Source organism: Streptomyces sp. LaPpAH-108 (assembly GCF_000373625.1).
In the GTDB taxonomy this organism is placed as follows: Bacteria; Actinomycetota; Actinomycetes; order Streptomycetales; family Streptomycetaceae; genus Streptomyces.
The window spans coordinates 320,917-347,098 of the sequence record NZ_KB891995.1; the positions used below are offsets into that span (position 1 = coordinate 320,917).

23 protein-coding genes and 1 pseudogene are annotated in these 26,182 nt (G+C 72.2%); 15 read left to right on the top strand and 9 right to left on the bottom strand.

From position 1 onward, the window contains the following. Positions 1 to 25: 25 nt before the first annotated feature. Genes B079_RS0120505 through B079_RS0120520 form a run of 4 tightly spaced genes read left to right on the top strand, consistent with a single transcriptional unit; the run spans position 26 to position 4,449 of the window. Entirely contained in the window at positions 26 to 949 is a 924-nt protein-coding gene (locus B079_RS0120505; RefSeq protein ID WP_018547709.1) for an NTP transferase domain-containing protein, read from the top strand. Continuing rightward, complete coding sequence (locus B079_RS0120510; RefSeq protein ID WP_018547710.1) at positions 946 to 2,328, top strand: molybdopterin molybdotransferase MoeA; 1,383 nt, start codon at positions 946 to 948, stop codon at positions 2,326 to 2,328. Before B079_RS0120505 ends, B079_RS0120510 begins: the two co-directional genes overlap by 4 nt. Beyond that, positions 2,325 to 3,422: a potassium channel family protein gene (locus B079_RS0120515; protein WP_026248889.1), complete on the top strand. Its 1,098-nt coding sequence runs from the start codon at positions 2,325 to 2,327 to the stop codon at positions 3,420 to 3,422. The genes B079_RS0120510 and B079_RS0120515 overlap by 4 nt, the downstream gene beginning before the upstream one ends. 46 nt (positions 3,423 to 3,468) lie before the next feature. Continuing rightward, on the top strand, positions 3,469 to 4,449 hold the full coding sequence (locus B079_RS0120520; protein ID WP_018547712.1) for an NAD(P)H-quinone oxidoreductase: 981 nt from the start codon (positions 3,469 to 3,471) through the stop codon (positions 4,447 to 4,449). 44 nt (positions 4,450 to 4,493) lie between these two features. On the opposite strand, the gene B079_RS32410 is transcribed toward B079_RS0120520, so the two are convergent. After that, positions 4,494 to 5,075: a hypothetical protein gene (locus B079_RS32410; RefSeq protein ID WP_078496023.1), complete on the bottom strand. Its 582-nt coding sequence runs from the start codon at positions 5,073 to 5,075 to the stop codon at positions 4,494 to 4,496. A 267-nt stretch (positions 5,076 to 5,342) separates the two neighbouring features. On the opposite strand from B079_RS32410, the gene B079_RS0120530 reads away from it, so the two are divergent. Beyond that, positions 5,343 to 5,879 (top strand): bacterial proteasome activator family protein, encoded by a 537-nt coding sequence (locus B079_RS0120530; protein WP_018547713.1) that lies wholly within the window; start codon positions 5,343 to 5,345, stop codon positions 5,877 to 5,879. 112 nt (positions 5,880 to 5,991) lie between these two features. Here B079_RS0120530 and B079_RS0120535 read toward each other — a convergent pair whose 3' ends face one another. Continuing rightward, complete coding sequence (locus B079_RS0120535; protein WP_018547714.1) at positions 5,992 to 7,593, bottom strand: protein kinase domain-containing protein; 1,602 nt, start codon at positions 7,591 to 7,593, stop codon at positions 5,992 to 5,994. Between the two features lie 358 nt (positions 7,594 to 7,951). Here B079_RS0120535 and B079_RS32415 point away from each other — a divergent pair, with 358 nt between their 5' ends. After that, entirely contained in the window at positions 7,952 to 9,712 is a 1,761-nt protein-coding gene (locus tag B079_RS32415; RefSeq protein WP_234016828.1) for a protein kinase domain-containing protein, read from the top strand. Between the two features lie 45 nt (positions 9,713 to 9,757). Here the strand turns inward: B079_RS32415 and B079_RS0120545 are convergent, their stop codons facing one another. After that, positions 9,758 to 10,774, bottom strand: coding sequence for a phosphotransferase (locus B079_RS0120545; RefSeq protein ID WP_026248890.1), 1,017 nt, complete (start codon positions 10,772 to 10,774; stop codon positions 9,758 to 9,760). A gap of 591 nt (positions 10,775 to 11,365) precedes the next feature. On the opposite strand from B079_RS0120545, the gene pdhA reads away from it, so the two are divergent. Genes pdhA through B079_RS0120560 form a run of 3 tightly spaced genes read left to right on the top strand, consistent with a single transcriptional unit; the run spans position 11,366 to position 14,973 of the window. Then, complete coding sequence (gene pdhA / locus B079_RS0120550; protein ID WP_018547716.1) at positions 11,366 to 12,577, top strand: pyruvate dehydrogenase (acetyl-transferring) E1 component subunit alpha; 1,212 nt, start codon at positions 11,366 to 11,368, stop codon at positions 12,575 to 12,577. A gap of 1 nt (position 12,578) precedes the next feature. Beyond that, the gene (locus B079_RS0120555; protein ID WP_018547717.1) at positions 12,579 to 13,556 is read left to right on the top strand and encodes an alpha-ketoacid dehydrogenase subunit beta; all 978 of its coding nucleotides are present in this window, start codon (positions 12,579 to 12,581) and stop codon (positions 13,554 to 13,556) included. 10 nt (positions 13,557 to 13,566) lie between these two features. Further along, the gene (locus tag B079_RS0120560; protein ID WP_018547718.1) at positions 13,567 to 14,973 is read left to right on the top strand and encodes a dihydrolipoamide acetyltransferase family protein; all 1,407 of its coding nucleotides are present in this window, start codon (positions 13,567 to 13,569) and stop codon (positions 14,971 to 14,973) included. A 73-nt stretch (positions 14,974 to 15,046) separates the two neighbouring features. On the opposite strand, the pseudogene B079_RS0120565 reads toward B079_RS0120560, so the two are convergent. After that, positions 15,047 to 15,932: pseudogene (locus tag B079_RS0120565) on the bottom strand (Bro-N domain-containing protein). A 164-nt stretch (positions 15,933 to 16,096) separates the two neighbouring features. Then, positions 16,097 to 16,993, bottom strand: a complete 897-nt coding sequence (locus tag B079_RS0120570) for a D-alanyl-D-alanine carboxypeptidase family protein (RefSeq protein ID WP_018547720.1) — start codon at positions 16,991 to 16,993, stop codon at positions 16,097 to 16,099. Positions 16,994 to 17,204: 211 nt separating this feature from the next. Between B079_RS0120570 and B079_RS0120575 the strand changes: the two genes are divergently transcribed. Both B079_RS0120575 and B079_RS0120580 read left to right on the top strand, forming a co-directional pair. Next, complete coding sequence (locus B079_RS0120575; protein ID WP_026248891.1) at positions 17,205 to 17,855, top strand: GntR family transcriptional regulator; 651 nt, start codon at positions 17,205 to 17,207, stop codon at positions 17,853 to 17,855. Beyond that, entirely contained in the window at positions 17,852 to 19,168 is a 1,317-nt protein-coding gene (locus B079_RS0120580; protein WP_026248892.1) for an MFS transporter, read from the top strand. The genes B079_RS0120575 and B079_RS0120580 overlap by 4 nt, the downstream gene beginning before the upstream one ends. 349 nt (positions 19,169 to 19,517) lie before the next feature. Here B079_RS0120580 and B079_RS0120585 read toward each other — a convergent pair whose 3' ends face one another. Continuing rightward, positions 19,518 to 20,342, bottom strand: coding sequence for a maleylpyruvate isomerase family mycothiol-dependent enzyme (locus tag B079_RS0120585; protein WP_018547723.1), 825 nt, complete (start codon positions 20,340 to 20,342; stop codon positions 19,518 to 19,520). Between the two features lie 218 nt (positions 20,343 to 20,560). Here B079_RS0120585 and B079_RS0120590 point away from each other — a divergent pair, with 218 nt between their 5' ends. Continuing rightward, positions 20,561 to 21,355: a carbon-nitrogen family hydrolase gene (locus B079_RS0120590; RefSeq protein WP_018547724.1), complete on the top strand. Its 795-nt coding sequence runs from the start codon at positions 20,561 to 20,563 to the stop codon at positions 21,353 to 21,355. A gap of 76 nt (positions 21,356 to 21,431) precedes the next feature. Here the strand turns inward: B079_RS0120590 and B079_RS0120595 are convergent, their stop codons facing one another. Together B079_RS0120595 and B079_RS0120600 are read right to left on the bottom strand one after the other, a co-directional pair. Further along, positions 21,432 to 21,926 carry an LURP-one-related/scramblase family protein gene (locus tag B079_RS0120595; protein ID WP_018547725.1) on the bottom strand — a complete coding sequence of 165 codons (495 nt, stop codon included), beginning with the start codon at positions 21,924 to 21,926 and terminating at the stop codon, positions 21,432 to 21,434. A gap of 31 nt (positions 21,927 to 21,957) precedes the next feature. After that, entirely contained in the window at positions 21,958 to 22,965 is a 1,008-nt protein-coding gene (locus B079_RS0120600) for a GlxA family transcriptional regulator (RefSeq protein WP_026248893.1), read from the bottom strand. A gap of 52 nt (positions 22,966 to 23,017) precedes the next feature. Here B079_RS0120600 and B079_RS0120605 point away from each other — a divergent pair, with 52 nt between their 5' ends. The 3 genes from B079_RS0120605 (at position 23,018) to B079_RS0120615 (ending at position 25,864) form a co-directional block, all read left to right on the top strand. Further along, entirely contained in the window at positions 23,018 to 23,413 is a 396-nt protein-coding gene (locus tag B079_RS0120605; RefSeq protein WP_018547727.1) for a cupin domain-containing protein, read from the top strand. Between the two features lie 23 nt (positions 23,414 to 23,436). After that, complete coding sequence (locus B079_RS0120610) at positions 23,437 to 23,937, top strand: NUDIX hydrolase (protein ID WP_018547728.1); 501 nt, start codon at positions 23,437 to 23,439, stop codon at positions 23,935 to 23,937. Positions 23,938 to 24,043: 106 nt separating this feature from the next. Next, positions 24,044 to 25,864, top strand: a complete 1,821-nt coding sequence (locus B079_RS0120615; RefSeq protein WP_018547729.1) for a thioredoxin-like domain-containing protein — start codon at positions 24,044 to 24,046, stop codon at positions 25,862 to 25,864. Between the two features lie 42 nt (positions 25,865 to 25,906). Here B079_RS0120615 and B079_RS0120620 read toward each other — a convergent pair whose 3' ends face one another. Next, the gene (locus B079_RS0120620) at positions 25,907 to 26,161 is read right to left on the bottom strand and encodes a DUF6458 family protein (protein ID WP_018547730.1); all 255 of its coding nucleotides are present in this window, start codon (positions 26,159 to 26,161) and stop codon (positions 25,907 to 25,909) included. Positions 26,162 to 26,182: the final 21 nt, after the last annotated feature.

The window sequence follows — 26,182 nt, forward strand, 5'->3', positions numbered from 1 at the left end:
CACCCGTACAGGACATACTCGGAGGGTGACCGACAACGCCCCCGCCGACCCGACTCCCGCCACGTCCCCCGCCTCCTCGGCCCCCGGGACCGGCACGCCGTACGACGCCGTCGTGCTGGCCGGGGGTGCCGCGCGGCGGCTCGGCGGGGCCGACAAGCCGGGCGTCCAGGTCGGCGGCCGTCCGCTGCTCGACCGGGTGCTCGCGGCCTGCGCCGGGGCGGCCGGGACCGTCGTCGTGGCCGACCCGCGCCCCACCGCGCGGCCGGTGCGCTGGATGCGTGAGGAGCCGCCCGGCGCCGGACCGGTGGCGGCGCTGGACGCCGGACTGCGGCTCACGAACGCCGAGTTCGCGGTCGTCCTCTCCGCGGATCTGCCGTTCCTCGACGAGGCCACCGTGCTGCGGCTGCTGGCCGCGCTGCGGGAGAGCGGCGCCGACGCCGCGCTGCTCACCGACGCCGACGGCCGTGACCAGCCGCTCGTGGCCGCCTACCGCACCGGCGCGCTGCGCGCGGCGCTGGACGCGCTCGCCGCCGAGCACGACGGCCTCACCGGGCTCCCGCTGCGCCGGCTGACCGCCGCGCTGCGGCTGACCCGTGTCCCGGACGCGCTCGCGTCCTTCGACTGCGACACCTGGGACGACATCTCCCGCGCCAGGGCGCGCATCAGGGAGCATGGGCACGTGCTGAACGAATGGATCACCGCGGTCAAGAACGAACTCGGTATCGACCTGGACGTGGACACCCGGGTCCTGCTCGACGTGGCCCGCGACGTCGCGCACGGCGTGGCCCGTCCCGCCGCCCCGCTCACCACCTTCCTCGTCGGCTACGCCGCAGCCCAGGGCAAGGGCGACGCCGAGGCCATCGCCGAGGCCGCCGGGAAGGTCGCCTCCCTGGCCCTGCGCTGGGAGGCCGAGCACAGCGGGAGCGCCACCGCTCCGGACGCCGGATGAGCGCCCCCGGCACCCGCGCCGGGGCGTCCGCCGGGGACGAACTCGACGACCTGGACGTGGAGGAGGCCCTGGCCCTCGTACGGCCCGCGCCGACCGCCCCCGCGCACGCGTCCGCCTCCGCGCACCAGTCCGCCCCGGCCACTCCCTCCGCTCCCGAGGCCGGACACCGGTCCCACGGCGGTCACGCCGCCGCCACCTCCTGGCCCCGCGCCCGCGAGATCGCCGCCCGGGCCGCCGCCCGCCGCGAGCCGGTCTCGGTGTCCCTCGCCGACGCCCTCGGCAAGGTCCTGGCCGCCCCGCTGGACGCGCTCAGCGACCTGCCCTCCTTCGACACCTCGGCCATGGACGGCTGGGCGGTCGCCGGACCCGGACCCTGGCAGGTGCGGGAGTCCGGCGTGCTCGCCGGGCACGCCCCGCACGACGTGCTCACCGACGGCGAGGCCGTGTCCATCGCGACCGGCGCCCGTATCCTGGCCGGGGTCACCGCCGTCCTGCGCAGCGAGCACGGCCGCACGGACACCCAGGGCCGACTGCACGCCACCCGGGACATGAGTCACGGTCAGGACATCCGGCCGCGCGGTCAGGAGTGTCGCAGCGGCGACCAGTTGCTGCCGACCGGCACCCTGGTCACCCCGGCCGTGCTCGGTCTCGCGGCGGCGGCCGGGTACGACACCCTCGCCGTCGTCCCACGCCCCCGCGTCGAGATCCTGGTCCTCGGCGACGAACTGCTCACCGAGGGCCTGCCGCACGACGGCCTGATCCGCGACGCGCTCGGCCCGATGCTCGCGCCCTGGCTGCGCGCCCTCGGCGCCGAGGTGACCGCCGTACGACGGCTGGGCGACGATGCCAAGGCGCTGCGCAAGGCGATCACCGCCGCGCGCGCCGAACTGATCGTCACCACCGGCGGCACCGCCGGGGGCCCGGTCGACCAGGTGCACCCCACCCTCGCGGCCCTGGACGCCGAACTCCTCGTGGACGGGGTCGCGGTACGCCCCGGCCACCCCATGCTGCTGGCCCGGATCAAGGACGGGCGGCATCTCGTCGGGCTGCCCGGCAATCCCCTCGCGGCGGTCTCCGGGCTGCTCACGCTCGCCGAGCCCCTGCTGCGCACCCTGGCGGGCCGCCCGGACCCGGAGTCGTACGCGCTGCCGCTGCGCGAGCCGGTGCCGGGGCATCCGCACGACACGAAGCTGGTCCCCGTGACACTGCGCGGCGACCAGGCCGTACCGCTGCACTACAACGGCCCGGCCATGCTGCGCGGGATCGCCGCCGCCGACGCGCTGGCCGTCGTACCGCCGGGCGGCTCCCCGCAGGGCGCGGGGGCGGAACTGCTCGACCTGCCGTGGGCGGCGGGCGGAATCGGGGTGTGTTTCACGTGAAACTTCCGGGCCATGACGCCATAGCCCGCCAGACCGGCGATCATCTGGTGACCCATCGGATCAAGCTCCCCAGAAAAGCGGTGGAGCGGCCGATCCGCCAGGTGGCCAGACGGCTGGTCATGGCACTGCTGGTACTGGTCGCGACCGCCTTCGTCGTCTACGCCGACCGCGCGGGCTACCACGACAACTCCGACGGCCCGGTGGACCTGCTCGACGCGTTCTACTACGCCACGGTCACCCTCTCCACCACCGGCTACGGCGACATCACGCCGGTCAGCGACAGCGCCCGGCTCACCAACATCCTCGTCATCACCCCCCTGCGCGTGCTGTTCCTGATCATCCTGGTCGGCACCACGCTGGAAGTCCTCACCGAACGCACCCGTGAGGAATGGCGTCTGAACCGCTGGAGGTCCACCTTGCGCGACCACACCGTCGTCATCGGCTTCGGCACGAAGGGCCGTTCGGCGATCCAGACCGTGTGCGCGACCGGGCTGAAGAGCGAGCAGGTCGTCGTGGTCGACCCCAGCTCCAAGGCCATCGACGCCGCCACCGCCGAGGGCTACGCGGGTGTGGTCGGCGACGCCACCCGCAGCGACGTCCTGCGCCGCGCCGAGGTGCACAAGGCGCGGCAGATCATCATCGCTCCGCAGCGCGACGACACCTCCGTCCTGGTCACCCTGACGGCCCGGCAGCTCAACCGGGGCGCCAAGATCGTGGCCGCCGTGCGTGAGGAGGAGAACGCCCCGCTGCTCAAGCAGTCCGGCGCCGACGCCGTGATCACCAGCTCCGCCGCCGCCGGACGCCTGCTCGGCCTCTCGGTGCTCAGCCCCGCCGCCGGCATGGTGATGGAGGACCTGATCCAGCAGGGCAGCGGCATGGACATCGTGGAACGCCCCGTGGTCCGCGCCGAGGCGGGCAAGACCCCGCGCGAGGCCGACGACCTGGTGGTGAGCGTCCTGCGCGGACACCGGGTGCTCGGTTACGACGATCCGGCCGTCGGCACCCTCCAGCTGACGGACCGCCTGATCACCATCGCCCGCGCGACCCCCACGACCCAGGTCGCCCCGCACCCGCGCCCGCTGCCCAGCGACTGAGCGGGTCCGGTGCCGCAGCGCCGGACCGGGGAGTAGCGTCGCAGGCATGTATGCGATCACCATTCCCGAACCCGGCGGCCCCGAGAAGCTGGTGTGGGAGGAGGTGCCCGATCCCGCGCCCGGCGAGGGCGAGGTGCTGGTCGACGTGGTGGCCACCGCCGTCAACCGCGCCGACATCATGCAGCGGCAGGGCTTCTACGACCCGCCGCCCGGCGCGTCCCCCTACCCGGGCCTGGAGTGCTCCGGCCGGATCGCGGCCCTCGGCCCCGGTGTCTCCGGCTGGGCCGTCGGCGACGAGGTGTGCGCGCTGCTCTCGGGCGGCGGCTACGCCCAGAAGGCCGTCGTCCCGGCGGGCCAGCTGCTGCCCGTGCCCACGGGGATCGACCTCGAGCAGGCGGCTGCGCTGCCCGAGGTGGTGTGCACCGTCTGGTCCAACGTCTTCATGATCGCCCACCTGCGCCCGGGTGAGCTGCTGCTCGTGCACGGCGGCTCCAGCGGCATCGGCACCATGGCGATCCAGCTGGCCAAGGCCGTCGGCGCCCGGGTGGCGGTGACGGCCGGGTCCAAGGAGAAGCTGGACTTCTGCGCCGAGCTGGGCGCGGACATCCTGATCAACTACCGCGAGCAGGACTTCGTCACCGAGATCGAGCGGGCCACCGACGGCGCGGGCGCCGACGTGATCCTCGACAACATGGGCGCGAAGTACCTGGACCGCAACGTCCGGGCGCTGGCCGTCAACGGACGCCTCGTCATCATCGGGATGCAGGGCGGCGTCAAGGCCGAGCTGAACATCGGCGCGCTGCTCATGAAGCGGGGCGCGATCAGCGCGACCTCGCTGCGGGCCCGGCCGCTGAGCGAGAAGGCCGCCATCGTGGCCGCCGTACGCGAACACGTGTGGCCGCTGTTCGCCTCGGGGGTCGTCCGCCCGGTGGTGGACCGCGAGCTGCCGCTGGCGGATGCGGCCGAGGCGCACCGGGTGGTGGAGGGCAGCGGCCATATCGGCAAGGTGCTGCTGGTCGCGCCGTAAGAGGCCGTGAGGCCGTGAGGCCGTGAGCGCGGGGCGGCTCCCGTTCAGTCCCGCCGCACCCGCAGCCCCACGAACGCCAGCGCCAGCCCCAGGCCGACCAGCATCAGCCCGCTGCCCAGCGGCAGGATGTCCGCCGGTCCGGCCGGGCTCTGGCCCTGGTTCACGGCCGCGGGCGCGGAGACGGGGGCGCTCTCCGAGGCGGAGGCGGACGGGGTGGTGGCCGGGATGTCGGCGGTTTCCGGTTCCTCCGGATAGGCGATGCGGGTCGTGGCCGCCGCCGGGGCGCTCGCCGTGTCGGTGCCCTCCTCCTCGGCCGCAGGGCCGTCCGTCCGTCCCGGCCGCGGCCGTCCCTCACCGGCCAGGCTTCCGGCCCGCGACGGACCGGGGCGGCTGGCGGTGGGCGAGGGCGAGCCGGACGCGAGGGTCCGCGCGGCGGGCGACACGGTGACGGCGCCCGGGTCGGACGGTGCGGTGGCGGCGCCGGGCGGCGCGGCGGGCGCGGGGGAGCCCGGCGGGGCGGATGCGGCGCCGTACGCCACCGTCGTACCGCCCACGGGGACGGCCGCTGCCGTCAGGACGAGCAGCAGCCGCACGAGGCGGAGCAGAAGTCGCAGCCTTGGAGTCACGTCGGTGACCTCCCGGAACCAGTGCCGTGTCCGGCGGCGTGCCCGATGCCGTGACCGGCGGAAAACCGACGGAATCAAGCCTCACATCCGGCGCCACCCAGGGCATTTCGGGATGGGCCGTCAGGTCTACGGCCGCGCTGCCGCCGCGCCGTACGGCGCGTCGTACGGCGGGTCCTGTGACGCGTCGTCCGGCGCGCCGGATCGGAAGATCGCCGGCATGAGGGGGCGCGGCGGTGATGGGGTGGGGCCGTGCGAGACAATGACGGCATGGAGATGCCGAGGAACGAACGGTCGCCGGAAAATCCCCAGATCCTCGTCGTGGGCCAGGACGGCACGGCGCTCGGAGGCGGCGGGGACGAGGGCTCCCGCGAGATTCCCGTGACGGAGCAGGTCGAGCAGCCCGCGAAGGTCATGCGGATCGGCAGCATGATCAAGCAGCTCCTGGAGGAGGTGCGCGCGGCTCCCCTCGACGAGGCCAGCCGGGTGCGGCTCAAGGAGATCCACGCCAGCTCGGTCAAGGAGCTGGAGGACGGCCTCGCGCCGGAGCTGGTCGAGGAGCTGGAGCGGCTTTCGCTGCCCTTCACGGACGAGGTCGTGCCGAGCGACGCGGAGCTGCGGATCGCGCAGGCCCAGCTGGTGGGCTGGCTGGAGGGCCTGTTCCACGGCATCCAGACCACGCTGTTCGCCCAGCAGATGGCCGCGCGGGCCCAGCTGGAGCAGATGCGCCGCGCGCTGCCGCCGGGCATGGCCCCGGAGGGCGACGACGAGCACACCGCCGGCCGCTCGGGCGGGCCGTACCTGTAGGCCCGCGGCACCTGTAGGCCCGCGGCGGCACCCACGAAGACGGCGGACAGAGAAGACGGCAGACAGAAGGGCCCGGCGGAGATTCCGCCGGGCCCTTCTCAGCGCGGTGCGGTCACGGGTTGCCCGTGGACACGTTGATCTGGATCTCCACGTCCTTGGGGTCGACGTCGGTGTCGGGCTTGGGGAACTGGTCGGTGACGGCCCCCTCGCCGTAGGTGTTCTCGTCGACGTGGACCACCTTCACCCGCCAGCCCGCCGCCCGCGCGCACTCCTTCACGGACTTGTCGTACTTGTAGCGGAAGTCCGGGAGCCGGACCTTGTCCGGGTCGTTGTACGACTCGTCCGGCTCGGTGCACTCGGTCTTGTCGATCGTCTTGCTGGTGTCGGGCCCCCGGTAGCCCGCCGCGTGCCCGGTGGTGGCCGAGGCGGAGGCGCTGCTCCCGCCCTTTCCGCGCACCTTGTCGCCGCCGTCCCGCAGCGTCAGCGCGACGAGCAGCCCGGCGACCGCGACGAGGGCCACGGCGACCGAGGCGATCACCACGGTCCGGTTGTTCTTCCCGGCGGCCGGGGGAGCCGAGGGGCCCGTCCCGTACCCGGACTGCCCGTACCCGACCGGCGTGGTCGGATAGCCGCCCTGCTGCGGATACCCGTAGGAAGCATGGCCGTACGGGTTCTGCGGCGAGACCGGCGTGGCCGGTGCCACCGGCTGGTACGGCTGCTGGACCGGCCCCGGCGGCGGGGCCGGGCTCGTCTGGTCCACCGGCGGGAACACGGTCGAGCCGACACCCGCGCCGCTCTGCACCGGACCGGCGCCCGGCACGATGCTCGGCGCCGCCTGCTGGAGCGAGGCCGCCACGCGCAGGCACTCGTCGCGCATGGCCTCGGCGGTGGGGAAGCGTTCGTTGGGGTTCTTCTTCAGCGCGCGGGCGACCAGCGCGTCCACCGCCGGGGGCAGCGCGCGGTTGATGGAGGAGGGCGCGACCGGCTCCTCCTGCACATGCGCGTACGCGATGGCCAGCGGGGAGTCCGCGTCGAACGGCAGGCGCCCGGTGACCAGCTGGAAGAGCATGATGCCGACCGAGTAGAGGTCGGAGCGGGCGTCCACGCCCCGGCCGAGGGCCTGCTCGGGGGAGAGGTACTGGGGAGTGCCGACGACCATGCCGGTCTGGGTCATCGAGGTGACCCCGGACTGCATGGCCCGCGCGATGCCGAAGTCCATCACCTTGACCACGCCGCGCTTGGTCACCATCACGTTGCCCGGCTTGATGTCGCGGTGGACCAGGCCCTTCTCGTGACTGATCTCCAGCGCCGCGAGCACATCCGCGGTGATCTTCAGGGCCTTGTCGGCGGGCATCGCGCCCAACTGCCGTACGTCCTCGGTCAGGACGGAGCCGAGGGGACGGCCCTCGACGTATTCCATGACGATGTACGGCATACCGTCCGCTTCGTCCTCGCCGGTGTCGAAGACGGAGACGATATTGGTGTGCGTGAGCTTGGCCACGGCCTGGGCCTCGCGGCGGAACCGCTCGCGGAAGGCCTGCTCGCGGCCGAGTTCGGTGTGCAGGGTCTTGACCGCGACCTGGCGGTCGAGCACCGCGTCGTAGGCCAGGTGCACGGAGGCCATGCCGCCCTCGCCGAGCAGGTCACGCAGTTGGTAGCGGCCATGGGCCAGCGCCCGCCCCGAGTACCGGCCCTGTGCGCCGTCCTGGCTCATCTCTCCGTGTCCCCCACTGGCCTGCACGGGCCGCCGCAGAGCGAACGCGCCGCGCGCGAACCTGCCTTGATCGAATGTGTCATTCCCGGCCAAGTCTGCCCCAGGGCAGTGACACGTCAAGCTCGGTGCCCGTTCCGTGACCGTACGCGAAGGAAGCGTCGCGGAAGCGTTACAGCAGGTGTACGGAGGTCGCACGGAATTTGCACGAGGGTGCGGGGTACCGGTTTCATGGCCGGTCCGTCTCGGGTCGGCCCCGGTCCCGGATCGGGACCGGCGGCCACCGCGAAGGCTGTAGCGTGGCCGACGGAGACCGTAACAACACCGCGCGAAATGCGGGCAGAAACGACGGCGAGGACCGATGGCACAGACGCACGGCGCCCAGGGCCCGTCCGACGACCCCGAGGTGGTCCCGGGCGGCATGTCGGACGCGCCGGAGGCGTGGGGCAACGCGGGACTCGTCGGCGACGGCCGCTACCGGCTGACGCACCGGCTGGGCCGGGGCGGCATGGCCGAGGTGTTCGCGGCCGAGGACATCCGGCTGGGCCGCACCGTCGCCGTCAAGCTGCTGCGGGCCGACCTCGCCGAGGACCCGGTGTCCAAGGCGCGTTTCACGCGCGAGGCCCAGTCGGTCGCCGGACTCAACCACCACTCGATCGTCGCCGTGTACGACTCCGGCGAGGACGAGGTGAACGGCCAGGCCGTGCCGTACATCGTGATGGAGCTGGTCGAGGGCCGCACCATCCGCGATCTGCTGATCGACGCCGAGGCGCCGGGCCCCGAGCAGGCCCTGATCATCGTCTCCGGGGTGCTCGACGCGCTCGCCTACTCGCACCAGCACGGCATCGTGCACCGTGACATCAAGCCGGCCAACGTCATCATCACCGACAACGGCGCGGTCAAGGTGATGGACTTCGGCATCGCGCGCGCCCTGCACGGCGCGCAGTCGACGATGACCCAGACCGGCATGGTCATGGGCACCCCGCAGTACCTCTCCCCGGAGCAGGCGCTCGGCAAGGCCGTCGACCACCGCTCCGACCTGTACGCGACCGGCTGCCTGCTCTACGAACTCCTCGCGCTGCGGCCCCCGTTCACCGGCGAGACCCCGCTCTCGGTGGTCTACCAGCACGTCCAGGACATGCCGGTGCCGCCCTCGCAGGTCGCCGACGGCGCCCCGCCGGAGCTGGACGGCCTGGTCATGCGCTCGCTCGCCAAGGAGCCGGACGACCGGTTCCAGACGGCCGAGGAGATGCGCGGCCTGATCCAGTACGGCCTGCAGATGCTGTACGACCAGGGCAGCCACACCGGCACCTGGAACACCGGCCCGGTGGACGCGCCCGAGGCCCGGCACACCCCGCCCGGCGGCTTCGCGGGCACCACCGTGATGCCCCAGGCGGGCGGCTACGGCGGCGGCACCACCCAGATTCCGCAGCCGATCCTGCCCGGCGGCTACGGCCGCGGCGACGACGGCGGCTTCGAGGGCGGCGGCAACCGGGGCAGCGGCCGGGGCAAGCTGTGGCTGCTGGCCGCGCTCGCGGTGGTCGCGGTGGTGGCCGGTGTCGCGCTCGCGCTCAACAATTCGGGCGGCGACGACACCCCGACGAACAAGCCGTCGCCGAGCCACTCCAAGACCCACCACAAGGACGACAAGGCCACCGAGACCCCCGACGACGGCACCACCGACGCGCCCGAGCAGAACACGGGCTCGCAGGGCGGCGGCTCGGGCGGCTACACCGGCGGCTACCGCACCCCGTCGTACTCCCAGACCGCGCCCACCACCTCGGGCCCGACGGACGACCCCTCGGACACCACGGACGGCGGCTCCGACCAGGGCACGACCGGCGGGGACGACGAGGGCACGACCACCGGCAGCGGCGGCGCGAGCCAGGGCACCTCGAACACCGGGGGGCACCAGCCAGGGCACGTCGAACACGGGTGGCGCCAACCAGGGCGGTACGACCGGCACCACCGACCAGGGCGCGACCACGGCCGGGGGCGCGGCCCAGGGCGCCACGACCGAGGGCAGCGCGGGCGGCGACGGGACTTGAAGCCCACCGGCCCCGCCCCTCACGGCAGCACCGTGACGGGGCCGGGTCACCGGGGCGGGGCGGCCGGTCCATGACGGCCGCCCGGTTCGCGCTCGGCTCGTGAAGGCGTCGGGCGCCGCTCAGCTCGTGAACGCGTCGCAGACCGCCTCGTACTCGCGGGTCCACCACACCACGAGGGCCGAGGCGGCCGGGAACTGGCAGTCGGCGCGGGTGTCGTCGCGCTCGTAGTGCCAGCGCAGCATCCAGAAGTCGTTCAGGCGCTCCCACCACACCCGGTGCACGGCCGCCGCCAGCTCCGAGGGCGTGGCGCGGGCCGCGCGCCGGTACGTGCGGGCGTACGCCCTGACCTTCGGCAGGTCCAGGGTGCCCGCGGGGCGCAGGAAGAAGATCGCGGCGGCGCGGACCGCCTCCTCGGCGCGCGGCTGCACCCCGAGCCGGTCCCAGTCGACGATGGCGGCCGGGGCGTCGTCGACGTAGAGCAGGTTGAACGGGTGGAAGTCGCCGTGCACCCAGCCCACCGGACCGCCGCGCGGCGGACGCCGTCCCGCGTGCTGTTCCAGCAGGTCACGACGTTCCAGCAGGCGTCGGCGGGCCAGTTCGTCGAAGGCGTCGGCGGGGCGGTGGCGGCTGACGCGGCCGAGCAGGTCGTCGATGAGCGCGTAGGTGTCGGCGGGGTCGGCGCTCTCCACCGGGTGCGGGCCGGCCGCCGGGCGGGTGCGCCCCTTGGGCGGCATCACGCGCTCCAGACAGGCGTGCACGGCGCCGAGCAGTGCGCCCAGGCGTGCGCTCTGGGCGCGGGTGAGCTGGCCGCCGTGCCGGTGGCCGCCGTCGATCCAGGGGTGCAGGGCGTAGGCGTGGCCGCCGATCACGGCGACCGTACGGCCCTCGCGGTGGGTCAGCGGCTGGGCGACCGGCACGCCGACCGCGGCCAGGCGCCCGGTGGCGCGGTGGCGGCGCTCGATGGCGGCGGGGTCGGCGGTGTCCGGGTCGAAGTGGTGCTTGAGGAAGTAGTGGCCCCGGGTGGTGCGCACCCGGTACCCCCGGTTGAGCAGCCCCTGGTCGACCGGTTCGCAGGCGAGGGCCGTACCGGCTCCGTAGAGGCGTAACAAGGCGCCAAGTGGGGGCGCGTGGGGCACGAGGGGTGGTACACAAAGGCGCTGCACGCGGCAGATGCTAGGGCACGAAAAGCGGCCGTGAGCTGGGCCTTGTCACAGGCAGTCGCCGCCGATCGCATTCGGTCACACGATGGACCGCCGTGAACTCCGGGGCGGTTTTCCGAGGGCTTCCGGGACATCGCGGAAAAGGGATGCGGCACCCGGTGCCTGAGCCCGCGTGAACCCCGCACCGAACCCCGCTCCGGACCCCGCGCCACGCCCGTGCGCACTCGTGCGCGGAGTCTTCCCGTGACCTGGGTGGGCGGGATAACGTGCCGTTGCTCCGGCCTCCTGCAAGGCTGTGACCAGGGAACTTCCGGACTCTGTCGATTTACTTGGATATCCAAGCAAAATCGCAGGTCAGGCGGGGTTTCACAGAAATGTGGAGCACTGGGTAACGTAAATGTCGCAGGGCGCTCGCCGGGGCACCTGTCACGCCTGTTCCCGGCCGAGTGGCACCCACCCCGTGCCCGGTGGACGTGAACAGGTGGCCGCTCCCCCCGGCTCCGACCGAGCAAGGGGGACCTCAGGCTCACCGGCAACCCCGGGAGCCGGAACGACGGAGGAGCACACGTGACCGTGGACAGCAGTGCCGCGCGCAAGCCGCGACGCGGCGCCGCAGGCAAGACCGGGAAGACCGGCGGCAGCACCGGCACCACCGGCACCAGGCGCACCACCCGCAGCACCGCGAAGAAGAACACCGAGCCCGAGCTGGTGCAGCTGCTGACGCCCGAGGGCGAGCGCGTGGCGAACGCCGAGTTCGACGCGTACGTCGACGGCATCACCCCCGAGGAGCTGCGCGGTCTCTACCGCGACATGGTGCTCACCCGCCGCTTCGACGCCGAGGCCACCGCCCTGCAGCGCCAGGGCGAGCTGGGCCTGTGGGCCTCGCTGCTCGGCCAGGAGGCCGCCCAGATCGGCTCGGGGCGCGCCACCCGCGAGGACGACTACGTCTTCCCGACCTACCGCGAGCACGGCGTCGCCTGGTGCCGCGGGGTCGACCCCACCAACCTGCTCGGCATGTTCCGCGGGGTGAACAACGGCGGCTGGGATCCCAACAGCAACAACTTCCACCTGTACACGATCGTCATCGGCTCCCAGACGCTGCACGCCACCGGCTACGCCATGGGCGTGGCCAAGGACGGCGCCGACTCGGCCGTCATCGCCTACTTCGGCGACGGCGCCTCCAGCCAGGGCGACGTGGCGGAGTCCTTCACTTTCTCCGCGGTCTACAACGCCCCCGTCGTGTTCTTCTGCCAGAACAACCAGTGGGCGATCTCCGAGCCCACCGAGAAGCAGACCCGGGTGCCGCTCTACCAGCGCGCGCAGGGCTACGGCTTCCCCGGCGTGCGCGTGGACGGCAACGACGTGCTGGCCTGCCTCGCCGTGACCCGCTGGGCGCTGGAGCGCGCCCGCGACGGCGAGGGCCCCACCCTGGTCGAGGCGTTCACCTACCGGATGGGCGCCCACACCACCTCCGACGACCCCACCCGCTACCGGGGCGACGAGGAGCGCCAGGCCTGGGAGGCGAAGGACCCGATCCTGCGCCTGCGCCGCTACCTGGAGGCCGCAAACCACACGGACGAGGGATTCTTCGCGGAACTGGAGGCCGAGTCCGAGGCGTTGGGCAAACGAGTGCGCGAAGCGGTCCGCGCCATGCCCGACCCGGACCGGTTCGCCATTTTCGAGCACGTGTACGCGGACGGGCACGCGCTCGTCGACGAGGAGCGCGCCCAGTTCGCCGCCTACCAGGCGTCGTTCGCGGACGTGGAAGGGGGCAACTGAGATGGCCGAGAAGATGGCTCTGGCCAAGGCGATCAACGAGTCGCTGCGGCGCGCCCTGGACACGGACCCCAAGGTCCTGGTGATGGGCGAGGACGTCGGCAAGCTCGGCGGCGTGTTCCGGGTGACCGACGGTCTCCAGAAGGACTTCGGCGAGAGCCGGGTCATCGACACCCCGCTGGCCGAGTCCGGCATCGTCGGCACCGCGATCGGTCTGGCCCTGCGCGGCTACCGCCCGGTGGTGGAGATCCAGTTCGACGGCTTCGTCTTCCCGGCGTACGACCAGATCGTCACCCAGCTGGCGAAGATGCACGCGCGCTCGCTGGGCAAGGTCAAGATGCCCGTCGTCGTGCGCATCCCCTACGGCGGCGGCATCGGCGCGGTCGAGCACCACTCGGAGTCCCCCGAGGCGCTGTTCGCGCACGTGTCCGGCCTGAAGATCGTCAGCCCGTCCAACGCGTCGGACGCCTACTGGATGATGCAGCAGGCCATCCAGAGCGACGACCCGGTGATCTACTTCGAGCCCAAGCGGCGCTACTGGGACAAGGGCGAGGTCGACGTCGAGGCGATCCCGGCCCCGCTGCACAAGGCCCGCGTGGTCCGCGAGGGCACCGACCTGACGCTGGCCGCCTACGGCCCCATGGTCAAGCTCTGCCAGGAGGCGGCCGACGCGGCTGCCGAGGAGGGCAAGTCCCTGGAGGTCCTGGACCTGCGCTCGGTCTCCCCGCTGGACTTCGACGCGATCCAGACCTCGGTGGAGAAGACCCGCCGTCTGGTGGTCGTCCACGAGGCGCCGGTGTTCTTCGGCTCCGGCGCGGAGATCGCCGCGCGCATCACCGAGCGCTGCTTCTACCACCTGGAGGCCCCGGTGCTCCGGGTCGGCGGCTATCACGCCCCGTACCCCCCGGCCCGCCTGGAGGAGGAGTACCTGCCGAGCCTGGACCGGGTGCTCGACGCCGTCGACCGCGCCCTGGCGTACTGAGGAAGGTTTCGTGACGACGATGACGGAAGCTTCCGTGCGCGAGTTCAAGATGCCCGACGTGGGCGAGGGGCTCACCGAGGCCGAGATCCTCAAGTGGTACGTCCAGGTGGGCGACAAGGTCACCGACGGCCAGGTGGTGTGCGAGGTCGAGACCGCCAAGGCGGCCGTCGAACTCCCCATCCCCTACGACGGGGTGGTGCGCGAGCTGCGCTTCCCCGAGGGGACGACGGTGGACGTGGGCACGTCGATCATCGCGGTGGACGTGTCGGGCGGGGAGGTGCCGGCGGTCGCGGAGTCCGAGGTCGCCGCCGCTGCCGCTCCCGTTCCCGCCGCCGTCGAGGAGGAGGCCGAGCCGCAGGGCCGTCAGCCGGTCCTCGTCGGGTACGGCGTGGCGACGTCCTCCACCAAGCGGCGCCCGCGCAAGGGCCCCGAGGTGACGGTGCCGGCCGCCGCGCAGGCGGTCCAGGCCGAGCTGAACGGCCATGGCGCGGCGCCGTCCGCGCCCGCGCCCGTGAAGGAGCGCCCGCTGGCGAAGCCGCCGGTGCGCAAGCTGGCCAAGGACCTGGGCGTCGACCTCACCACGGTGACGCCGTCCGGCCCGGACGGGATCATCACCCGCGAGGACGTGCACGCGGCGGTGGCCCCGGCGGAGCCGGTGACCGAGGCGCCGACGACGCCCACCCCGGCCGCGGTGCCGGTGCCGACGTACGACACGGCCCGTGAGACCCGTATCCCGGTCAAGGGGGTCCGCAAGGCGACCGCGCAGGCGATGGTCGGCTCGGCGTTCACGGCGCCGCACGTCACGGAGTTCGTGACGGTGGACGTGACGCGGACGATGAAGCTGGTCGACGAACTCAAGCAGGACAAGGAGTTCGCGGGGCTGCGCGTCAACCCGCTGCTGCTGATCGCCAAGGCGATCCTGGTGGCGATCCGGCGCAACCCGGACATCAACGCGTCCTGGGACGAGGCCGCTCAGGAGATCGTGCTCAAGCACTACGTCAACCTGGGCATCGCCGCGGCCACGCCGCGCGGTCTGATCGTGCCGAACATCAAGGACGCCCACACCAAGACGCTCCCGCAGCTCTCCGAGGCGCTGGGCGACCTGGTGACGACGGCCCGCGAGGGCAAGACCTCCCCGGCGGCCATGCAGGGCGGCACGATCACCATCACCAACGTCGGCGTCTTCGGCGTCGACACCGGCACGCCCATCCTCAACCCGGGCGAGTCCGCGATCCTCGCGGTCGGCGCCATCAAGCTCCAGCCCTGGGTCCACAAGGGCAAGATCAAGCCCCGTCAGGTCACCACGCTGGCGCTGAGCTTCGACCACCGGCTGGTCGACGGTGAACTCGGCTCCAAGTTCCTGGCGGACGTGGCGGCGATTCTGGAGCAGCCGAAGCGGTTGCTGACCTGGGCATAGTGTGTCCTTTTGACCTGCGGAAATGCCGAGAGAGTGACCTCCAGTCACTCTCTCGGCCTTTTCTCGGCACCAGTCAGCTCTGACTGAGTACGTACACCGGCGCCCCGTTCTCCGCTCCTCCACGAGAGCGGATGCAGGCGTGTTTGTGGAGCATGCGAAGGCACTCATTGACCCGACGGACCGTCAATCCGGTGCGGGCCGCGAGGGATTCGAGGGGCTCGCGGAGTTCTCCTTTTTCGACGAGGACCGGGGCGATGACAACTGCCACGGTCCAGACGTCTTCCGTCACGGACAACCGCTCGCGCCATTCCGCCAGGACGATGGCGGTGGTGGCGTGCCGGGTGGGCGCCGTGACGCGGGTGAGCGTCAGGCCGTCGAGCCGGTCCGCGATCCGTCCCATCGCATTCGCGATGACCGCCTGCGTGGCCAGCATCTCCCTTTGCAGCGCCAGTGATGCACGCTGTGCGCTCGCCAACTCCGCGTCCAGCTGGAGGTTGTGCGCCTCCAGCTGGACGATCGCTTCCGCGACCTGGTCCGGCATCGCGTAGGCGATGGGGGAGCCGGGAGTGGTCGGCTGTACCTCGGCTTCTTCGAGAGAGTACGAACCCTCTCGCTGCACGGTCTCGATCACTTCCGCGACCCACTCCTTGAAAGGGGCGCAGGCGGGTTTGGTGCAGGCGTTCACCAAGAGGATCAGACCTTGGAGGTCGATCAGATTCATGTCTCGGCGCCACTCTCTACCTGCGGGAATGCTGAGAGCGTAACCTCCAGTTACGCTCTCGATCGTCTCTCGATGAGCCTCGGGGACATGGTCCGAGAGAGCTTTGCGGGCGTTCGTGTGACCCAGTTGCCGGCACACATCCACCGCCGGAAACCAGTGACTCCCGTCCGGCATCGCGTAGGCGATGGGTCTCGGTGCCACTCTCTACCTGCGGGAACGCTGAGACCGTAAGCTCCACTTACGGTCTCAAGCATCTCTCGGTGGCCGTCTGGAACATGGTCCACGAGAGTCTGCCGAGAGCGGCATGGTCAGCCTTCGTGCGCGATGAACGTGGCCGCATATGCCAGGGGCCCGCCGCGGCCGAGTCGGCTGCGGCGGGCCCCTCCCCCCGGTCGGTGGGCTCTACTTGGCGAAGCCGTAGTTCAGGAGCTTCTTCGCGTCCGACTCGCGCTGGGCGACCGACGACGAGGCGAGCACCGTGCCGATGACCGTCTTGCCGTTGCGGGTGGCGGCGAAGACCAGGCAGTACTTGGCCTCGGGGCCGGAGCCGGTCTTCACGCCGATGGTGCCGCTGTAGTTGCTGAGCAGCGTGTTGGTGTTGGTCCACGCCTTCATCGTGCGCGTGCTGCCGGTCTTGGTGACCGTCTTGGCCGTGTACGACTTGGTCTTGACGATCGTGCGGAACGTGGAACTCTTCATCGCGCTGCTGGCGATCTTCGTCAGGTCGCGCGGCGTCGAGTAGTTGGAGCCCTTGCCGATGCCGTCGAACGAGTCGAAGTGGGTGTTCGTCAGCTTCAGGCTCTTCGCGGCGGCGTTCATCTTGCCGAGGAAGGAGTTGACGCGGGCGGTGTGGGTGCTGCCCGAGCCGAACTTGTCCGCGAGGACGTAGGCCGCGTCGCAGCCGGACGGCAGCATCAGCCCGTAGAGCAGCTGACGGACGGTGACCTTGTCACCGACGATCAGACCGGCCGAGGAGGCGTTGTTGGCGACGATGTAGTCGCTCGCGCCCTTCGGGATCGTGACCTTGGTGTCCAGGTTGAGGTTCGGCTGCGCCAGTACGACCTTCGCGGTCATGATCTTGGTGGTGGAACCGGTGGAACGCCGGGTGTCCGCGGCCTTGGTGAACAGCGACGTGCCCGTCGCGTTGTTCATCACGAAGCCGCCCTTGGCCACGATCGAGGGCTTGGTGACGGCCTGCGCGGGGGCGGCGGTGAGGGCACCGGTGGTGAGCAGGGCGCCGGACGTCACGGCGACGGCGGCGGCCTTGCGGAGGCGGGAGCCCTTGATGCCGGTAATCAAAGCGAAATACCTCGATTGTCTTGAATGCCCTATAAAAAGCGGCCTGGTTGAGGTGGCATGAAAGTGGGGCCGCACGTGTGTGACACCCGGGAGCCGTGGATGGTTGCGGGATGCGGGGAGTTTTTTTCTCCGGCTTTCCCGGGCCCCGCGACCCGGTCCGCATGGTGGACGGCGCTGCCCGGCGCGCAGCTGTTGTATCTATCCTGTGGACATGCAAACGGCCACCAGGCAGCCACCCGCCGCCGAACGCGTCTACGCCCACGTCAAGCAAGGTGTCCTCGACCGCAGCTACGAGGGCGGCACCCTTCTCACCGAGGGTGAACTGGCCGAGGCGGTGGGTGTTTCGCGCACCCCCGTCCGCGAGGCCCTGCTGCGCCTGGAGGCGGAGGGGCTGCTGCGGCTGTACCCGAAGAAGGGCGCCCTGGTGCTGCCCGTCTCCGCGCAGGAGATCGCGGACGTGGTGGAGACCCGGCTGCTCGTCGAGGAGCACTCCGCCCGCAAGGCCGTACCCGCCCCGCCCGCGCTGGTGGAGCGGCTGACCGAGCTGCTGGAGCGGCAGCGGGAGCAGGCCGCCGCGGGTGACTTCGCCGCAGCCGCCGTCACCGACCGCCGCTTCCACGCCGAGATCGTCCGCAGCGGGGGGAACGAGATCCTTTCCCGCCTCTACGACCAGTTGCGCGACCGGCAGTTGAGGATGGGCGTCGCCGTCATGCACTCCCACCCGGACCGCATCGCCAAGACGCTCGCCGAGCACGCGGAGATCCTGGACGCGCTGCGCTCCGGCGACGCGGACGCGGCGGTCGGGATCGTGCACCGGCACGTGGGCTGGTTCTCCCACCTGGCGCGCGGGGAGGTGCGATGAGCGCGCGGACGGATGGGGTGGGCCGGGTGCTGCCGGGTGACCCGCCGGGCGGCGGGCGCGCGGTCGCGGTGTGGTGCATAGGCGTCGCGGTCTACTTCGTCGCCGTCATCTTCCGCACCTCGCTGGGTGTCGCGGGCCTGGACGCGGCCGACCGCTTCCATGTCGGCGCCTCCGAGCTGTCGACGTTCTCGATCCTCCAGCTGCTGGTGTACGCGGGGATGCAGATACCCGTCGGCCTGCTGGTCGACCGGCTCGGCACCAAGAAGGTGCTGTGCATCGGCGCGGTCCTTTTCACCGCCGGTCAGCTCGGCTTCGCCTTCTCCCCTTCCTACGGCACCGCTCTCGCCTCCCGCGCGCTGCTCGGCTGCGGTGACGCGATGACCTTCATCAGCGTGCTGCGGCTCGGCACGCGGTGGTTCCCGGCGCGGCGCGGCCCGATGATCGCCCAGCTCGCGGCCCTGGCCGGAATGGCGGGCAACCTCGTCTCCACCCTGGTCCTCGCGCGGCTGCTGCACGGGCTCGGCTGGACCCCGGCGTTCGCGGGCAGCGCGGTCGCGGGGGTGGTCGTACTGGTCCTGACGCTGCTGTTCCTCCGGGACCACCCCGAGGGGCACGAACCCGAACCGGCCTCGCACCACGGCGCCGCCTACGTCCGCCGTCAGATCGCCGAGTCCTGGCGGGAGCCCGGCACCCGGCTCGGCATGTGGGTGCACTTCACCACCCAGTTCCCGGCGATGGTGTTCCTGCTGCTGTGGGGCCTGCCGTTCCTGGTCGAGGCGCAGGGGCTCAGCCGGGCGGTGGCCGGTGAACTCCTCACGCTGGTCGTCCTGTCCAACATGGTCGTCGGCCTCGTCTACGGCCAGATCGTCGCCCGGCACCACGCGGCCCGGCTGCCGCTGGCCCTCGGCACGGTCGCCGCGACCGCCCTGCTCTGGGCGCTCACCCTCGCCTGGCCCGGCGACCACGCCCCCATGCCGCTGCTCCTCGTCCTCTGCGTCGTCCTCGGCGCCTGCGGCCCCGCCTCGATGCTCGGCTTCGACTTCGCCCGCCCGGCCAACCCGCCCGAGCGCCAGGGCACGGCCTCCGGCATCACCAACATGGGCGGCTTCATCGCCTCCATGACGACCCTCTTCGCCGTCGGCGTGCTCCTGGACGCCACCGGCGACAACTACGCGATCGCCTTCTCCACGGTCTTCGTCCTCCAGGCCCTCGGCCTCGTCCAGATCCTCCGCCTGCGAGGCCGCGCGTCCCGCCGCGAACGGGAACGCCTGGTGGCGAGCCGGGTGGAAACGGTGCATGTGCCTGCGGCGTGAGAGGCGGGGTCGACCTCCGGTGGTGTGACGGGCACGGGCTACGGGGCGATTCGGCGGCTCGGTGAGGGGAGCCGGTCCCGTGCACGGGTGACGTGATGGGGTGGATCCGGCCGTACGCGGGGGCGGCCACCGGTACGGGGGCACGTGCATCGGCCCCGGTAGCTGGCCCCCGGGGTTTTCGCCTGGCGGGCGAGCACCCGTCGCACCGGTCTGCGGCGCCGGGGCGACCGTCCGGGGGCGTCCCACCCACGGCAGCGACCGCCCCGTCGGCCCGCACCGCGTGATCACCGCACCGTCGAGGCAGCTCCACCGCACCACCTCGACGACGCCCCCGCCGAACCGCCGGAGGCTACGGCGTGATCGTGAAGTTTCGCAGGATCGCCGACACCAGGGCCGGGTCGCCCTCCGTCTTCACGCGGTCCGCGACCGACTCCGGGGTCACCCGGCCGCACGCGAGCCGGAAGTAGGTCTCCCAGTCGAGGGAGAAGGCGGCGGCGGGGCCGAGGGCGGGGGAGGTTTCGAGGGTGCCCCGGCCCTGGATGTCCACGCGGATGGTGCGGAGGAATTCGACCGGGCCGTGGACGTCGAAGACGATGGCCGAACTGCGGGGCGCCTCCGCGTACTTGGCGACGACCTTGGGGAGGGCGAGGAGGAGCAGGTCACGGGTGACGAGGGCGCCCGGGGAGTCGAGGTTGCCGGGGCGGCCCAGGGCGGTGCGCAGGTCCTGTTCGTGGATCCAGACGTCGAACGCCCGCCGCCGCATGGCCTCTTCGAGGGTGATCTCCTGGCCGAACGGCCCGCGCACCAGTGTGTCCGGCTCACGGGACTCGTTGCGCAGCTGGCGGTTGCGCCGGATGATCGTGTACTCCAGCTCGGCCGTCATCTCCGGCGCCGTGTGATGGCGGCGGACGTCGACCTGCATCTCCATGTACCGCTGCTGCTCGTTGGTGACGTGGAAGAGGTCGCGGGGCAGCGCGTGGATCGGCCGGGGGTCGCCGAGCATCTCGCAGTCCAGGCCGATGACGTGCGAGACCACGTCTCGCACCGACCAGCCGGGGCAGGGCGTGCGCCGGTTCCACTCCCCCTCGACCAGCGGGTTGACCAGCTCGGATATCGCGTCGACGGAGTGGGTCCAGGCATCGGCGTAGGGCTGGAGGGTGGGATGCAGACTCACGGAACGGAAACCCCTCGGCGGTCGGTACACGGGCAGAATCGAACGGCTTTGCCAGCGGGCGGCGGCTGCACTCGGCGGTGTCTGGAGACTCCTCCGCCCTCGGCTACGCGTGAGCGGGGGAGACCCCCAAGTTACGCTGCTCGGAGGCCCCCAGGCAGTGCTTTCGTGTGACGATCGTAGGCCCGTGGGAACGACTCGAATGCCAGGACGGTGGTAGTGTGCGCGCCTCGCTGATCCAGATCGCCGTGGACGAGCGCGAATCAGTGGCTGACCGGCGGCAACGCGCGGTCGCACTGGTGCGCGAGCAGGCCGGTGCGGACCTCGTGGTCCTGCCCGAGCTGTGGACCACCGGCGCCTTCGCCTACGACGACTTCGGGCCCGAGGCCGAGCCCCTTGAGGGCCCCACCTACGAGGCGATGGCCAAGGCCGCCGCCGACGCGGGCGTATGGCTGCACGCCGGGTCGATCCCGGAGCGCGACCCCGAGGGCCCCCTCTACAACACCTCGCTCGTCTTCTCCCCCTCCGGCGACCTGGCCGCCGCCTACCGCAAGATCCACCGCTTCGGCTTCGACAAGGGCGAGGCCGTGCTGATGGGCGCGGGCGGCGACCTCGTCACGGTCCGGCTGCCGGACACCACCCTCGGCCTCGGCACCTGCTACGACCTCCGTTTCCCCGAACTCTTCCGCTCCCTGACCGCCGCCGGTGCCGAGATCCTGGTGCTCCCGGCGGGCTGGCCCGAGCGGCGGCGCGCGCACTGGACGCTCCTGGCCCGGGCGCGGGCGGTCGAGAACCAGGCGTTCGTGCTCGCCTGTGGAACGGCCGGGACGCACGCCGGAGTTCCGCAGGCGGGTCACTCGATCGTGGTCGATCCCTGGGGCGAGGTGCTGGCCGAGGCGGGCGCGGGCGAGGAGGTCCTGACGGTCGAGTTCGACCCCGCGAAGGTCGCCGAGACCCGCGAGCAGTTCCCCGCCCTCAAGGACCGGATGCTCGGCCTGGAGCCCCCGCGCCGCTGAGCCACACCGGCTCCGCGCTGAGCCGCACCCAGCCCGCGCCGCTGAACCCCGGCCCCGGCGAAACTCCCGACAGGGCCTAGTCCTCCTCCCGCTCCTTCTCCGCCAGGTGGATCACACACACCGCCACCGCGATCAGCAGCGCCGGGTCCGCGTCGTCGCGTACGACGTCCACGCCGTAGGTCTCCCGCACCGTCAGCAGACGGCGGGAGATCACGGCGAGGAGTTCGCCGTCGTACTCGATCGCGAACTCGCGGTCCAGGATCTTGCCGCTGACGTCGAGTTCGGTGCCGTCGGTCAGCCGGACGCGGTAGTGGTTGCGCAGCAGGGAGAGGTGCTTGCGCTTGACGGTGGCCAGGTTCTCCCCGTCCCGTTCGATGACCATGGTGTCGCGCAGGGCGAACATCTTCTTGTGGATGTCGATCAGGACCCGGCCCTCGGCGTCCTTCAGCTCGAAGGTGTCGCGCAGCCGGAGGGCCTTGCCGTCGACGAGGTAGACCTTGCGGCCCTGGTCGTCCTCGATCCAGTAGTCGTCACCGATGCCGAAGACGCGGTCGCGTACGAGGAATCTCATGAGGGACCGGTTCCCCGGCGGGCCCCGTTCCTCACCGCCCCGTCCGCACCGCCCCGCCCGGCGGCCCGAAGCGTCTGCGGTACTCCGACGGGCTCAGCCCCGTCTCCCGCCGCAGCCGGGCCCGCAGATTGGCCGCCGTGCCCAGCCCGCTGCGCGCCGCCACCACGTCCAGGCGCAGCTCGCCCCGCTCGATCAGGCGGCAGGCCAGCGCCACCCGCTCGCCGGTGAGCCAGGCCAGCGGGGTCGTCCCCAGCTGGGTACGGAAGCGGCGGTGCAGGGTGGCCGGGGAGAGGGCCGCGCGGGCGGCGAGGTCCGCCACCGTCAGCGGCTCGCCGAGCCGTTCCTGCGCCCAGGCCAGCAGCGGGCCGAGCGAGCCGTCGGGGATCTCGGGCAGCGGGCGCTCCACGAACTGCCGTTGCCCGCCGTCGCGGTGGGCGGCGAAGACCAGCCGGCGCGAGACGGCGTTGGCCAGCTCCGCGCCGTGGTCGGTGCGCCAGATGTGCAGACCGAGGTCGAGCGCGGCGGCGCTGCCCGACGCGGTGAGTATGTCGCCGTCGTCCACGTAGAGCACGTCCGGCTCCAGCAGGACCTTCGGATGCAGGTCGCGGAAGGCGTCGGCCCAGCGCCAGTGGGTGGAGGCGCGGCGGCCGTCCAGCAGGCCCGCCTCCGCGAGGGCGAAGGTGCCGGTGCAGAAGCTGACGAGGCGGGTGCCGCGCGCGTGCGCGTCGCGGATGGCGTCCAGGACGGCGGGGCGGCGCGGGACCACGTTGTCCGGGCGGCCCGGCACGATCAGGGTGTCCGCCTCCAGCGCCGCGTCCAGGCCGGGCACCCCGGTCAGCGTGAAGAAGCCGTGGTTCATCCGCACCTCGGGGCCGGGCGTGCACAGCGTGACCTCGTACAGCGGCCCCGGCAGGCCCAGCTCGGGGCGGGGCAGCCCGAACAGCTCGGTGGCGACGCCGACCTCGAAGGGGTTGGTGCCCTCGTCCACGAGCACGGCGACCTGGTGCGGGCGCACCGGCTGACAGGATTCTTGCGCCATGTGCGATTTCTAGCACTCGTGCGCCCCGGGCGCGCGCCCGCAGCATGGAGCCATGGCAACCAGTGAACCCCTGTCCCTGGAGACGGTCCTCGCCTCCTTCTCCGACCAATGGAGCCCGCGCATCGTCACGTCGGTCAACGACTACGACGTCCGGGTCGCCAAGGTGGAGGGCGAACACCTCTGGCATGCGCACGACGACACCGACGAGTTCTTCCTTGTGCTCTCCGGCGAGCTGCGCATCGCCCTGCGCGAGCCCGCGGGCGAGCGCACGGTGACCCTGCCGAAGGGCTCCGTCTTCACCGTCCCGCGCGGTACCGAGCACAAGCCGTACGCCCCCGTCCCCACCGAGATCCTGCTCCTCGAACCCACCGGCACGCTCAGCGTGGGCGACCGGCACGAGGAGATCCCGGACCACGTGGACGCGACGACGGGCCACGCGCTGACCTGATCCGGTCCCGTACGGTCGGCTGTATGACAGCGGAGTCGAAGGCACCGGCGCCCCGGGTACAGCTCGTCATCGGCATCGTCCGCCGGGGCGAGGAGATCCTGCTCGTCCGGGAGAGCCTGGGCGCCCACGGCGAGCCGCTGTGGTCGCTGCCCGGCGGCGGGGTCGAGGACGGCGAGCTGATGCACGAGGCGCTGCGGCGCGAGCTGCGCGAGGAGACCGGGCTGCTGGTGGGCGATCCGGTACGCACCGCGTTCCTCCTGCACATCGACTCCGAGAGCCACCCCTCCGCGCTGGCCGTCGCCTTCGAGATCGCCGACTGGGAGGGTGAGGTCGCGCCGGAGGACAGCGACATCGAGCACGCGGCCTTCTTCCCCGTCGCCGAGGCGCTGCGGCTGCTCGGCGCCCTGGACAGCGCCGTGCAGCGGGAGCCGATCGTCGGTTACCTGAGCGGGAAGGTCCCGCCGGGCACCACCTGGATGTACCGCTACCGGGGCGGCGAGGAGACCCTGCTGGCCCGCTGGTGACCCGGCGCGCACCCATACCGCGTGCCCGCCGGTGACCGCCCCCGCGCCGAGCGTGACGACGTACGGCGGTTACGGGGTGTTCGCACGCGAGTGGCACCCTTGACACATGACCGACTCCGCACCTCGTCGTACCCGCGTCCGCGCCCCCGAGCTGATCGGCAAGGGTGGCTGGCTGAACACGGGCGACCAGCAGTACACCCTCGCCGACCTGCGTGGACGCATCGTCGTCCTGGACTTCTGGACCTTCTGCTGCATCAACTGCCTGCACGTCCTGGACGAGCTGCGCGAGCTGGAGGAGCGGCACCGGGACACCGTGGTGATCATCGGCGTGCACTCGCCGAAGTTCGTGCACGAGGCCGAGCACCAGGCCGTGGTGGACGCGGTGGAGCGGTACGGCGTGGAGCACCCGGTCCTGGACGACCCGGAGCTGGCCACCTGGAAGCAGTACGCGGTGCGCGCCTGGCCGACGCTCGTGGTGATCGACCCCGAGGGGTACGTCGTCGCGCAGCACGCCGGTGAGGGGCACGCGCACGCGATCGAGAAGCTGGTGGAGGAGCTGGAGGCCGAGCACGAGGCCAAGGGCACCCTGCGCCGGGGCGACGGCCCGTACGTGGCGCCCGAGCCCGAGCCGACCGTGCTCCGCTTCCCCGGCAAGGCGCTGCTGCTGCCCTCGGGGAACTTCCTGGTCAGCGACACCACCCGGCACCAGCTGGTCGAGCTGGAGCAGGACGGCGAGAGCGTCGTGCGCCGCATCGGCTCCGGCGACCGGGGCCTGGTGGACGGCTCCGCCGAGCGGGCGTCCTTCAACGAGCCGCAGGGCCTCGCGCTGCTCGACGAGGGCGCCGTGGTCGTCGCCGACACCGTGAACCACGCCCTGCGCCGACTCGACCTGGCCACCGGCGAGGTGTCCACCCTGGCGGGCACCGGCAAGCAGTGGATGCAGGGCAACCCGACCTCGGGCCCGGCCCGCGCGACCGCGCTGTCCTCCCCGTGGGACGTCGCCGTCTTCGGCGGCAAGGTGTGGATCGCGATGGCGGGCGTCCACCAGCTGTGGACGTACGACCCGCAGGCGGGCACCGTCGAGGTCGCGGCCGGAACCACCAACGAGGGGCTGGTCGACGGCCCCGGCACCGAGGCGTGGTTCGCCCAGCCCTCCGGGCTCGCCGCCACCGAGGACCGGCTCTGGCTCGCGGACTCCGAGACCTCCGCGCTGCGCTGGGTGGACCTCGAAGGCCACGTCCACACGGCCGTCGGCACCGGCCTCTTCGACTTCGGGCACCGCGACGGCGCCGCCGAACAGGCCCTGTTCCAGCACCCGTTGGGCGTCACCGCGCTGCCGGACGGCTCGGTCGCGGTCGCGGACACCTACAACCACGCCCTGCGCCGCTTCGACCCGGCGACCGGCGAGGTCACCACGCTGGCGACCGATCTGCGCGAGCCGAGCGACGCCGTGCTGGTCGGTGAGGACATCGTGGTCGTGGAGTCGGCCCGGCACCGGCTGACCCGGCTGCGGCTGCCCGAGGAGGCGGTCCGGGTGGAGGCGGTCGCCCACCGCACCCGGCGCGCCGCGACCGAGGTGGCCCCCGGACGGCTGCTCCTGGACGTGATCTTCCAGGCCCCCGCGGGCCAGAAGCTGGACCTGCGCTACGGCCCCTCGACCCGGCTGCTGGTTTCCGCCACCCCGCCCGAGCTGCTGCTCAAGGGCGAGGGCGCGGACACGGACCTGAGCCGCGAGCTGGAGCTGAACCCGGCCGTCACCGAGGGCGTCCTGCACGTCTCGGCGATGGCCGCGTCCTGCGACGACGACCCGGCCAACGAGTACCCGGCCTGCCATGTCCACCAGCAGGACTGGGGTGTTCCGGTCCGCCTCACCGAAGCGGGCGCGGACCGGCTGCCGTTGGTCCTTGCCGGGATGGACGAGCGCTAGAACGCGTCGAGTTGGGGCCGGGACCTCTCACGTCCCGGCCGCTCAGGCGCCGTAGCCGTCGCTGTACCCGTCGCGGCGCGCGTGGTGGTGCGGTTCCTCCTCGACGACCGGGGTCGCCGGGGGCATCACCACGCGCCGGCGGCGGGCGATCCCGCTGAACGTGGCCAGACCGATCAGGCCGACGGCCATGAAGATGACGCCGACCAGGTCGAGGTTGACCCCGCTCATGTGCCAGTCGGTGGCGAACGTGAGGATCGCGCCGACGGCGATCAGGATGATGCAGCCTCCGAGGCCCATGAGGACTCGCCTCCCCTTCAC

Excerpts from the sequence above, each read along its gene's own strand:
- B079_RS0120510 (WP_018547710.1), top strand. The coding sequence starts at position 946 with ATGAGCGCCCCCGGCACCCGCGCCGGGGCGTCCGCCGGGGACGAACTC.
- B079_RS0120520 (WP_018547712.1), top strand. The coding sequence starts at position 3,469 with ATGTATGCGATCACCATTCCCGAACCCGGCGGCCCCGAGAAGCTGGTG.
- B079_RS0120530 (WP_018547713.1), top strand. The coding sequence starts at position 5,343 with ATGGAGATGCCGAGGAACGAACGGTCGCCGGAAAATCCCCAGATCCTC.
- B079_RS0120535 (WP_018547714.1), bottom strand. The coding sequence starts at position 7,593 with ATGAGCCAGGACGGCGCACAGGGCCGGTACTCGGGGCGGGCGCTGGCC.
- B079_RS32415 (WP_234016828.1), top strand. The coding sequence starts at position 7,952 with ATGGCACAGACGCACGGCGCCCAGGGCCCGTCCGACGACCCCGAGGTG.
- B079_RS0120555 (WP_018547717.1), top strand. The coding sequence starts at position 12,579 with ATGGCCGAGAAGATGGCTCTGGCCAAGGCGATCAACGAGTCGCTGCGG.
- B079_RS0120575 (WP_026248891.1), top strand. The coding sequence starts at position 17,205 with ATGCAAACGGCCACCAGGCAGCCACCCGCCGCCGAACGCGTCTACGCC.
- B079_RS0120580 (WP_026248892.1), top strand. The coding sequence starts at position 17,852 with ATGAGCGCGCGGACGGATGGGGTGGGCCGGGTGCTGCCGGGTGACCCG.
- B079_RS0120595 (WP_018547725.1), bottom strand. The coding sequence starts at position 21,926 with ATGAGATTCCTCGTACGCGACCGCGTCTTCGGCATCGGTGACGACTAC.
- B079_RS0120600 (WP_026248893.1), bottom strand. The coding sequence starts at position 22,965 with ATGGCGCAAGAATCCTGTCAGCCGGTGCGCCCGCACCAGGTCGCCGTG.
- B079_RS0120605 (WP_018547727.1), top strand. The coding sequence starts at position 23,018 with ATGGCAACCAGTGAACCCCTGTCCCTGGAGACGGTCCTCGCCTCCTTC.
- B079_RS0120610 (WP_018547728.1), top strand. The coding sequence starts at position 23,437 with ATGACAGCGGAGTCGAAGGCACCGGCGCCCCGGGTACAGCTCGTCATC.
- B079_RS0120615 (WP_018547729.1), top strand. The coding sequence starts at position 24,044 with ATGACCGACTCCGCACCTCGTCGTACCCGCGTCCGCGCCCCCGAGCTG.
- B079_RS0120620 (WP_018547730.1), bottom strand. The coding sequence starts at position 26,161 with ATGGGCCTCGGAGGCTGCATCATCCTGATCGCCGTCGGCGCGATCCTC.